We start from the raw sequence: 9866 nt of genomic DNA, 5'->3' as shown, positions 1-9866 counted from the left end.
CTGGCGAACCGGTCAAGCTCACCGGCATCACGCGGCGCGGCCACGACCAATGTCCCGGCCCGTGTCACCTGACCCGACAGCACCGCATCCCACCAGTCGCACGTCAGGGCATCGGCGCGTCGATGAAAACGAAATTGCGCTCCTGGAACCCGACCTCGCCGGCCGCTTCCGGCGTGGATTGCTCTTCCCCGACGAGGCTCACCTCGACCCACGCCCGGCGATGGCGGCACTTCATGACAAGCTTGCGACCATGGGTGTCAAATTCCACTTCGGCTGCGACGCCCGGCCTGTTTCGGGATTCGCCCGTCAGATAGACTGCATGGGAATGGCAGCGGCCGATGACAGGCTGCGCGGTGTTCGCGGCGAAATGCTGATCCTTCGCACGCCTGATGTCTCGCTGTCGCGGCCGGTCCGTTTGCTTCATCCACGCTTTCCGCTTTATGCCGTGCCGCGCACCGATCACCGTTTCATGATCGGAGCGACGATGATTGAAAGCCAGAGCGCCGGACCGGTGACGGCGCGTTCCATGATGGAGCTGCTGGGCGCCGCCCATGCCCTCCATCCGGCCTTTGGTGAGGCCGAGATCGTTGAAACCGGTGTGGGTGTCCGTCCGGCATTTCCCGACAATTTGCCACGCGTCGAAACAGACGGTGAGATCATCGCGATCAACGGTCTTTATCGTCACGGTTTTCTCCTCGCCCCCGCCATGGCGCGCCAGGCTGCCGACCTGGTTTTCAGTCAAGACAGAACCAAGGAGCATGCTCATGAAACTGATGGTCAACGGCGAGGCGCGTGAGATTGCCGCCACCACGCTGGCCGAGTTGCTTGCCGCGCTCGACTATGAGGGCGATTGGCTCGCCACCGCCGTCAACAGCGACCTCGTGCACAAAGCCAACCGCGCGGAGTTCCAGTTGAGCGACGGCGACCGGATCGAAATCCTCTCGCCCATGCAGGGCGGCTAGCATGTTGGAGCTTTATGGAACCGAGCTTTCGTCGCGCCTGCTTCTCGGCACGGCTCAGTATCCTTCGCCGGCCATCCTTGCCGATGCAGTCAAGGCATCGGGCACGTCGGTGGTGACCGTCTCGTTGCGGCGTGAGATGGCGGGCGGTAGGGCCGGCGAACAATTCTGGTCGTTGATCCGCTCGCTGGGCGCCAGAACCCTGCCCAATACCGCCGGCTGCCTCTCCGTCAAGGAAGCCGTCACCACCGCGAAAATGGCGCGCGAGGTCTTCGGCACCAACTGGATCAAGCTCGAAGTGATCGGCAATCACGACACGCTACAGCCGGATGTGTTCGGTCTGGTTGAAGCCGCCCGCATCCTGTGCGAGGACGGCTTTGCGGTATTCCCCTATACCACCGACGATCTCGTTGTCGCCGAGCGGCTGCTGGAAGCGGGCTGCAAGGTCCTGATGCCGTGGTGCGCACCGATCGGTTCCGCCTTGGGACCGGTCAACATGACGGCGCTGCGCTCGATGCGCGGATATTTCCCTGGCGTCCCGCTGATTGTGGATGCGGGGCTCGGACGGCCGTCGCACGCGGCCACCGTCATGGAACTCGGCTTTGACGCCGTGCTCCTGAACACAGCGGTCGCCAAGGCGGCAGATCCGGTCGGCATGGCGCGTGCTTTCGGTAAGGCGGTCGACGCCGGTCGTGAGGCGTTCAGTTCGGGAATGCTCGAACCGCGCGACGTCGCCGTGCCATCGACACCGATGGTCGGCAGGGCCGTTTTTTCATGAAGCTCGATCCCTTCTACCTGATCGTCGACAGCGCCGCCTGGATCGAAAGGTTGGCGCCGCTCGGCGTCAAGCTGATTCAGCTTCGCATCAAAACCATGGATGAAACCGGGCTGCGCGCGGAGATCCGCAAGTCGAAGGCCTGGTGTGTCCAACACAAAAGCCAGCTCATCATCAATGATTATTGGCGCCTGGCAATCGAGGAAGGCTGCGATTTCGTGCATCTGGGCCAGGAGGATTTGCAAACGGCCGACCTCTCGAGGATACGGGCAGCGGGCGTCAGGCTCGGATTGAGCACGCATGATCATGTCGAGCTGGAAACGGCCATGTTTGCCGAGCCCGACTATGTCGCGCTCGGTCCGATCTATCCCACCACTTTGAAGAAAATGAAGTGGGCACCGCAAGGGCTAGAGCGGATCAGCGAGTGGAAGCGGCGGGTGGCGCCGATCCCATTGGTCGCCATCGGCGGCCTCAACCCCGACCGCCTCGACGGCGTCTTTGAGGCCGGCGCCAACAGCGCCGCAGTGGTCACGGACATCACGTTGAGCTTCGACCCCGAAGCGCGCACGCGAGAATGGATCGAAAAGACGGACCGATGGCGATGAGACGAGAACCGCATGTGCTTGTCGTTGGCGGATCAGATTCCAGCGGGGGTGCTGGAATAGCACGCGACATCGAGACGATCTCTGCCGTTGGCGTGCGCACCTGTCTCGCCGTCACAGCGCTAACGGTGCAAACGCACGACGCCGTGATCGAAATCCATCATTCGCCACCCAGCATGGTGGCCAATCAGATGTGTGCCGCGCTACAGGCCAACGACGTAGCCACAATCAAGATCGGCATGCTGGCGACTGCCAAGATCATTGTTGCCGTTGCCGCAGTGCTGCGCAAATTTCCGCAAGTGCCGGCAGTACTCGACCCTGTGCTGGCCTCCACCTCAGGCCGCGCACTTCTGGAAGCAGGCGCTATCGCTGCCATGAAGCGCGATTTGATGCCGCTTTGCTGCATTGTCACGCCCAACCTTCCTGAACTGGCGCTCCTTACTGGTTCCGAACCGGCTTCGGATGAGGACGGTGCGCTCCAACAAGGACAAAGACTGCAGGCCGTCGGCCCTCAGGCCCTGCTGATCAAGGGTGGGCACGCGTCGGGTCCCCGATCGGCCGATATTCTGTTACGCTCCGATCATGAACCCATCCACTTCGACACGCCGCGCCTTGCTATATCGATGCGCGGAACAGGTTGCATGCTGGCCAGCGCGATTGCGGCGCATCTGGCGAAGGCGAAGTCGCTCGAAGATAGCGTGCGCGAAGGCAAGCTGTTTGTGTTCGAGAAGCTTCAGAAATGCCGGCTGAATAATCACAACGTTCTGCGTCCAGCCAAGCAGACCCATTTTCCAGAATTTTTCCAGTAGCGAGACTGGAGGGCTACTGCTTCTCTATGCCATCCTTACAACGCGTTGAGTTCCACTGTGCCGTCCAGAATTATCTGTCGTTGTCCAGAATTAAGCCGGGCTTAGAACTGAAACGAACCCGCCGAAAGGTACGAGCGGCCCTCACTCGATAAGGGTTACCAAACCTATTCCTGTGGGCTACCAATCCGCGTGGTGGGTGGCCTTAGGTTACCAATCAGTGTGGCGTCCGGAATTATCTGCCTCTCTCCGGAATTAAGCCGAGATTAGAAGATCGGTGCGGTATTGCGCCCGGTCAAACCGTGTCGATTTGCGGCGTAGCCGACGTGTCTCACGCTTGGCGGCGTCGCACGCTGGTCCCGATTGTCGCCCGAATATCTGCCTACCGGCGACAGTGAATGCGCCAAGCTAGACCTTCGTCGATAGGGCGGCTCCGGTTTACCAATCCTGTCGTCCTAGGTTGACCAATCCGTTGTCGACCGTGAGCGGGTTTACCAATAAGGGCGGCTATATTCTGCGCAAACCCAATCACCTGATGCCAATCCAGAATTAATCGTCATTAAGGGCATTGGTAAACTCAGTCTGAAACCCCACCCTTAGCCAGAAAACTCTCCTGTTTTCAATCGCATAGCCCGCCCGCCAGCAACCGATAATTCGGGACCGGTAAACCCGTGAAAGGCCCAATAATTCCGGACGTCACACCAGTCTGCCCTTTTATGCGACTTTTCGAGCACAGACCGGGAACATCTGACCGTTTCCATTCATCGCCCAAGGCCGGTTTAGCGCTGGAAAAGCCAAAGTGCGGGAGTAAGAATGGCCGCAACGGGGCCGGAAGCCGTCGGTCAGCTTTCGGGGAGTGATCCCGGTAAGTTCGCAACTCATTCGCTTCTTTTCTGCAGTCCCCGCCATTACGAGTTGGCGGTGTCGGTCGCCGAGGGGATCAACGCCATTACTGCGGCTAGTTCGGCCCTCCGGACGAGGAATGGCATGCGCGTCGTCCCATAGTGCTTGGCAAGATGGAAGCGGTGCATGCCTCCTACGATGTGAACTTGGCCTTGGTACTCGCCGAGCAAAGGCGGTGTGACACCGCGGCCATGCAGCCATCGGTAGGCGATCCCACAGCTCTTGCTCTTGTAACGTTGATGCCAAGGACCCTTGTCCCTGCTGGCGGCGTAGGTAAGCCTGCCGCCAACGTCAGTGACATCAGCGTCGATAAGAATGAAATCCGTCGAAGCGTGGTCGCTGGGATCATCGCCGTCGAACGCGAGATAGAAGTTTGCAGGATCGCAGTCCCATATCGCAGTCAGTGCAACCGGAATGTTCTTTCTTCCTTTGCACCAGATGTCGACCTTGCGTTTCTCCTGAGCGCGGGCGACCTCGAAGGCTTCGTCTAGTTTTCCTTCCGCGACATCCATGGCTGTGATGACGTTCAAGCCAAGGGCCGTCAGACGGTTGATCTCGTCCACGTTCGCCATGCCTTCTCCTCTGGCAGCAGATTATTATCCACCGTTGGAAGATGCGGCGGCAATCCAAGCCTGAGGCACGAGGGCCTGTCCACGCCATTCCTCAATCAACTTGACTCCGGGAAGCTTGCCCCAGACGTCCTCATCTGCATGATCCAGCACGATGATCTGGAGGCGACCTTTCGCGGCCATGACCTCAGCGCCTAGGAGCGCAAAGACCTTCCTGACGGCGACCACGTCCTGATCCCTCCACGCGATGAGGTCGGGGCCCTCGTCGCCCGCCGCCCGCTTAGGAAAATAGACTTGGCTAGGTTGGTCGAAGATCAGCTGACCAGGGACTGGGTGATGAGGTTCGGCCAGGAAGTAGTGCTGCAGCGCAAGCATTAGTGCGACGTGATACGCGAGCCAATTGGCGCCGCTGCCAATCTCCCACAGGTAGTCCTCACGCGTTCCCCTAGTCACCTTGACGGTCAGGTCTTCAATCAACAGCCTAATCGGGGCCTCGGGCCACTCCGCGTCAAGCTGCGGAATCAGCCGATTGGCATGATGGGAGACTTGGTGCAACGCGTTGAATAGCTTGCGCTGGATGTCGGCCTCGGAGATCGTCTTTTGCAGCGTTGCAATATCGGCCTGCAGCGAGGTGAGTTCCTGCCGCAAATCCGACGACTGGTCGGCGCGGTCGTAGACGTGCAACGCCTGCTCCAATCGACCGAGGAAGCGCTCAAGCCTATCGAAGCGATTGGCCTCGTCTCGGGCGACGTCAGAGTCCCGTTCCAGCACCGCTATCTCGCTACGGACATCGTTCAACTCAGATAGGACCGCTTCAGCGGCGCCGCGCTGGCGCAGGATTTCCTTGTCAAGCGTGTTAGACATCGCAGGGTGGGTCCGCAGTCGGATCTCCAGACCGCCGAGGTTGTCGCAAAGGGCCAAGACCTTCTCGCGGCCGCCGTCCCCGAGTGCGACCAACGGATCGGCGAACTCGTCGGCCAAGTCCCTCAGCCACGTGGAAAGGTCCAAGCGGTCACGTTGGATGCGCATGGCGTCGCCGTACGCCTCGCTGCTCTCCACCAGACGGCGCAGTTCGTTCAGGCGCTGACGATGCTCGGTAAGTCGCGCGGCGATTTCAGTTTCCGACGCACGAAGGGTTTCCAGACGCGTCAGCACCACATCGATGCCGGCCAGGCTTGGTCGAGCAAGACTTGAGTTGCTGTTCGACACGCGCCGAAGCAGGTCAACAACGTCACTCCAGTCCTTCGGCACTTCAGTGGAGGAATCGACTAGGCCAAGTTCGACTGCCTGACGCAGCCACGCCTCCGCCTCCGCCCGCCAAGCGCCAGTTGCCGACACGATCGCGCGTAGCTCAGCCTCCTTCCGGCGGAGGTTGCGCTGGAGCCGATCGATCTCAAACCGCGCCTGGAGAATCTTTGCCGTGACCGCGCCCAGAACGTACGGGAAGATGGTCTTTAGCTTCTCCCGGTGTTCCGTCGTATCGGCCTTGAAAAACATCACGTCGGGATTGGCGATCACGTTCTGAGGTTGGAACGTGAAGGCCATGAGGTCGCGGAAGCTTGGCCTTTGCTTGAATCCATTCTCTGTACCTGGTTCGAAGTCGAGGTCAGTCAGTCCTGCCAGGCGGTTCATCGCGCGCTTGACCGTGTCGACATTGGTGGTCTTGTCGGTGATCGTCTCCGGAATTTCGACCTGTGCGCCCTCCAGCAGCACCATGTCGCCTGTGCTCTGTTGGTCCCCCGGTTCGCGTCGCGCCAAGAGCTTTTCGCCCTCCAGCGTCTCGATCAGAATGCCGAACCAGCTGCAGTTCTCGCGGATTACGCCCACCGGAATCGCGCATTTCTCCGAGCCCAGACAGTAATCAACAATAGGGATAACGGCGGACTTCCCGGTCTTCGACGCGCCGCTGATGACGTTGACGACACCGGGCTCGAACTTGACGACCCGCGGCGCTGCACCATTGCGGGGCCAAAGGATCAGTTTTCGAAGCTGGAAATACATCTAGAACTCCACCCGTAACAGGTTGGCCACCTGCGCGGTCCCCAGGTTCGAAAACCAGAAACCCAATTTCTCCGAGGCAGGTCCGAGGTGCTTGACGCGCTCTGGAAGGACGAGCCTCCTCGGTTTCGGTTCTGGTACGTTTGCTCTTAAAGTAGCATCCTTGTAATCCACGGACAGCAGCCGCCCGCTCACACCGACAGCGGCCGATTGCAATGTCAGAGTACGCAGCAGCAGCGCTCGCTCGTGGACGGCGAGGAGTTGTTCCCGTTCCTTCCCGAGCTTGGCCGCGAAGAGCGCCAGTCCAGAGGGTCGGTTTGTCGAAGTCACGATTTCGAGCGTTGCGCGATGCAGGACGATTGGCAGCACGAGAAACGCCAAGGCGAACGGCGCTGGACGTTCGTCCTCAGCCTGGAAACCTTGGCCAAATTGCCACAATGCGAAAGCCCCAAGTCCTGGATTCTGGACAAGGGCGAGGTCGCTGAGCGGTAGGTGCGATCGGCCAGCCTCAATCAAGTCGCTGGCTCCAAAAGAGTCTGGTAGTCGGGATGCCAGCCGAGGCGCAGGCCGTGGGCAAGGGCGTTGAATGATCCGTGGACGAAATGACCGGGGACGACTCGACCATCGAGTGGAGGCTGCAACTGCGCGCAGCGCCTGTAAACTATTCTACCACGAACCGTTGCGGGGTGTCCGGCCTGTATGTCGTGCACCTCTGCACTGACGTGCTCATAGCGACCGACAAGATCATCGTCCCAGTCACTTAGGTTCTTCTCAAAGATTAGCCCGCTTTCGCCCCAGATCGAGATGTCGGCGAGCGTCCTAAGGTAATCGCTAACAGCCCGGACGCACGCTTCGTCTCCCACCTCGATCAGCTCGAGTTGGCGGACGAAGGCGGGACGGTCGGCGATCAATTGTTCGATGGCCTCGACAGGCGGTTGCTTGGTGAAAGACGACAGCAGCCCTGGAAGGTTGTTCTTCTGAACAAATGCTCTTTGCTCGGCCTGAAACGCGTCCACGTCCAAGATGGCGGGCTTGCCAGCTCTAATCAGCCTGTCCGCCGCCTCCTTCGCAGCGCCGATCGCGCGTTCGCACACTAGGTCGATGATGAGCGGAGAGACCGTCGGCTTGAAGATCGCGCGTATCGGATCGACGGGATCTGCATCGACGCTGATAACGGCGAGATTCTTGACCAAGGCGGCGCAATGAGCCGCATCAGCGTTCAGGAAAGCTTGGACGTCGGCGTCGCATGCCGGTGCAGCTTTCAGCTTGCTGTGGGCTTTGGCGAGGTTAGCGACCAGCGCCTCCACGTCGGCATCTGTTTTCGCGTCGTTCAGCGCGATCGCGAAGGCACCCGCCTTCACCGGTGTGACATATAGCCGGAAATGGCTGGTCGCCGGGTCGATCTCTCCCGCCGCCATGAAGCTGAGCCAGTTGGCCAGAGACTTCCACAGGTCCGCAGCCCAGTCGGATATCGGATTTTGCTTCAGTGCGCTCTTGCTTTGCTCAAGAACGACTTCGCCGCCGACCAGGTGAACCGCCACATCGTCTAAATGTTCAAGAGAGACCAAGGCGCCGCTAGGCGCGTTGAGCAGGTGAAAGCAAAGGCGTACAGGTTGAAGCGCATAGCCGAGGTATTGGCCAGCGGCGCTGTGTTTTCCCGTTTGCGTCTTCGCGTTCATTGCCCATCCCGTTCTCCCGAGTCGCACCGGAAGAAGCCAGTAACGATATTGGTATAGTTCGCCGTTGTTTACAATTGGCGCCCCGGCGATAGGACGGCTAGGCGCGATACAATTGCTGTTTAGGGCCAGCTCTCGAAGTCCAGATTCGGCAGGACAATGAATTTGCAGGACGTCCATTATGGGCACATCGGGGCCGTCTATGGCTCGGGCGATATGTCCGCTTTTGGACGAACGCGAAGTTTGCCGGAACGTCTGACTTTGGGCGCATACTTGCCGTCAAATTCGGCGTCCTTCACTGGTTCGTTCACGTATTCCGGAGAAAATTACTGTGCGAGTTGATGGATCCTCGTTCCCGGTACGACAGCCTCAGCTATTTCACATAGATGCTTATGGTGCGTCAGGTAGATGACCTGACCTGTGTTTGCCATCGCTCCGAACAGCCTGAAAACCTCCTCCGAGCGAATATGGTCGAACGTCTCCATGATGTCGTCGGCGACGAATGGGACCGAGGGCCGAAATTGCGCGAACTCGTAATAACCGGCGAGTCTTAGGGCAAGGTACAGCTGAAATCGTGCACCCTTTGAAAGCGCTTCGGTGACCTTGGATTGCCCGTCACCCTGCACAGCAATGAGAACCTCACCACCTCTTACAGGCTGGGTTGTCAGCCCCGAATACTGGCCACGCGTCATTAGCTTGAACGCGTCTGATGCGCGCGCCATCATGCCGGAGCGATGGCTCTCACGGTAGATCCGCAAAGCATTGCCAGCCGACATGATGCCAAGCTTCAGCTCTATGTAGCGAACGGCCTTCTCCTCGATTTCCAGCAGGGTTGTGCGCCGTTCAGCATCCAGGCGTGCAACCGCACTATCACCGCCGATGGCGTCCAGCTTGTCGGCCGCGCGCGTCTGCCGGATCAGCTGTTGCTGGATGGTTTCATCGAACAGGCGAAGCCGCTGCTCACCCTCAGCCTTCTCGACCGCGAGGCCGTCGAAATCGATCGCGTCCAGGATCGAGCGGGCCTGCTCGAATCCGTCGACCGCGAGCTCCGCCACTATCCGTTCCTCAAGTTCGGCGACGGTGGTGCGCAAGCCATCGCGCTCACGCAACAGCTCATCGCGTTCGACTACCTCGGGCAGAGTGGCGACACCAAAGACGCCCAGCACCTCGTTCTTGCGGCGTTCGTGTGCCAAAATCTCAGTGTCGAGGATGTCGCGCGCCTCCTTGAGGCGCTTCAGGTCGTTGCCGAGGCTTGCCTTCGTTTCACGTGTCCGCTCGGCACGCTCTAGGCGCTCGGCAAGGCGGATGGCCAACTGCTCCGGGTCGGTATCCTTCGTCGGCTCGTCGGCTTCAACCGCAACGGCGATGACCTCGACCAGAAAATTGGCCCTGTCGGCCTCCATCTTGTCGATACGCAGCTGCAGGTCGTCCCGTTCCTGCAGGCTTCTTGAAAGTTCGGCCAATTGATCGAGCACAGTGCCGACGCCGGATGCGGAGAGCCCGCTTTCGAGCCAAGTTCCCTTGAGTGCTTCGGTAATGCCGGCCAGCCATTCCTCCTCGCGACGCTCCGCCACACCT

8 protein-coding genes and 3 pseudogenes are annotated in these 9866 nt (G+C 59.8%); 5 read left to right on the top strand and 6 right to left on the bottom strand.

Translation table 11 applies throughout. The features are described 5' to 3' along the window. Positions 1-98, bottom strand: a pseudogene (locus EN884_RS39515) (glycine oxidase); the annotation flags it as partial. On the opposite strand from EN884_RS39515, the pseudogene EN884_RS13040 reads away from it, so the two are divergent. From EN884_RS13040 to EN884_RS13020, 5 genes and pseudogenes are all read left to right on the top strand, one after another. Then, positions 95-796: pseudogene (locus tag EN884_RS13040) on the top strand (FAD-dependent oxidoreductase); the annotation flags it as partial. The pseudogenes EN884_RS39515 and EN884_RS13040 sit on opposite strands and share 4 nt — an antisense overlap. Next, complete coding sequence (thiS, locus tag EN884_RS13035) at positions 765-962, top strand: sulfur carrier protein ThiS (RefSeq protein WP_024504260.1); 198 nt, start codon at positions 765-767, stop codon at positions 960-962. The pseudogene EN884_RS13040 and the gene thiS, both read left to right, overlap by 32 nt. 1 nt (position 963) lies before the next feature. Beyond that, positions 964-1737, top strand: a complete 774-nt coding sequence (locus EN884_RS13030; protein WP_024504259.1) for a thiazole synthase — start codon at positions 964-966, stop codon at positions 1735-1737. Continuing rightward, a complete protein-coding gene (locus EN884_RS13025; protein ID WP_063169416.1) occupies positions 1734-2339 on the top strand; it encodes a thiamine phosphate synthase in 606 nt (201 codons plus the stop codon). The genes EN884_RS13030 and EN884_RS13025 overlap by 4 nt, the downstream gene beginning before the upstream one ends. Next, the gene (locus EN884_RS13020) at positions 2330-3145 is read left to right on the top strand and encodes a hydroxymethylpyrimidine/phosphomethylpyrimidine kinase (RefSeq protein WP_063169417.1); all 816 of its coding nucleotides are present in this window, start codon (positions 2330-2332) and stop codon (positions 3143-3145) included. Before EN884_RS13025 ends, EN884_RS13020 begins: the two co-directional genes overlap by 10 nt. Positions 3146-4050: 905 nt before the next feature. On the opposite strand, the gene EN884_RS13015 is transcribed toward EN884_RS13020, so the two are convergent. The 5 genes and pseudogenes from EN884_RS13015 to EN884_RS12995 form a co-directional block, all read right to left on the bottom strand. Beyond that, a complete protein-coding gene (locus EN884_RS13015) occupies positions 4051-4617 on the bottom strand; it encodes a hypothetical protein (RefSeq protein ID WP_063169418.1) in 567 nt (188 codons plus the stop codon). 24 nt (positions 4618-4641) lie between these two features. Next, entirely contained in the window at positions 4642-6615 is a 1974-nt protein-coding gene (locus tag EN884_RS13010) for a DUF3732 domain-containing protein (protein WP_063169419.1), read from the bottom strand. Further along, positions 6616-7128: a three component ABC system middle component gene (locus EN884_RS13005; protein WP_063169420.1), complete on the bottom strand. Its 513-nt coding sequence runs from the start codon at positions 7126-7128 to the stop codon at positions 6616-6618. Continuing rightward, a complete protein-coding gene (locus EN884_RS13000) occupies positions 7125-8291 on the bottom strand; it encodes an ABC-three component system protein (RefSeq protein WP_063169421.1) in 1167 nt (388 codons plus the stop codon). Before EN884_RS13000 ends, EN884_RS13005 begins: the two co-directional genes overlap by 4 nt. Before the next feature lie 323 nt (positions 8292-8614). Beyond that, positions 8615-9866: pseudogene (locus EN884_RS12995) on the bottom strand (hypothetical protein); the annotation flags it as partial.

This window comes from Mesorhizobium sp. M7A.F.Ca.AU.001.01.1.1, assembly GCF_004022735.1.
In the GTDB taxonomy this organism is placed as follows: domain Bacteria; phylum Pseudomonadota; class Alphaproteobacteria; order Rhizobiales; family Rhizobiaceae; genus Mesorhizobium; species Mesorhizobium ciceri.
Note: the sequence above shows the minus strand (reverse complement) of the source record. Positions and strands in the feature narration are given on the sequence as shown.

Bases quoted from the DNA above. Each gene is read 5' to 3' on its own strand.
- thiS (WP_024504260.1), top strand. From the start codon at position 765: ATGAAACTGATGGTCAACGGCGAGGCGCGTGAGATTGCCGCCACCACG.
- EN884_RS13030 (WP_024504259.1), top strand. From the start codon at position 964: ATGTTGGAGCTTTATGGAACCGAGCTTTCGTCGCGCCTGCTTCTCGGC.
- EN884_RS13025 (WP_063169416.1), top strand. From the start codon at position 1,734: ATGAAGCTCGATCCCTTCTACCTGATCGTCGACAGCGCCGCCTGGATC.
- EN884_RS13020 (WP_063169417.1), top strand. From the start codon at position 2,330: ATGGCGATGAGACGAGAACCGCATGTGCTTGTCGTTGGCGGATCAGAT.
- EN884_RS13015 (WP_063169418.1), bottom strand. From the start codon at position 4,617: ATGGCGAACGTGGACGAGATCAACCGTCTGACGGCCCTTGGCTTGAAC.
- EN884_RS13010 (WP_063169419.1), bottom strand. From the start codon at position 6,615: ATGTATTTCCAGCTTCGAAAACTGATCCTTTGGCCCCGCAATGGTGCA.
- EN884_RS13000 (WP_063169421.1), bottom strand. From the start codon at position 8,291: ATGAACGCGAAGACGCAAACGGGAAAACACAGCGCCGCTGGCCAATAC.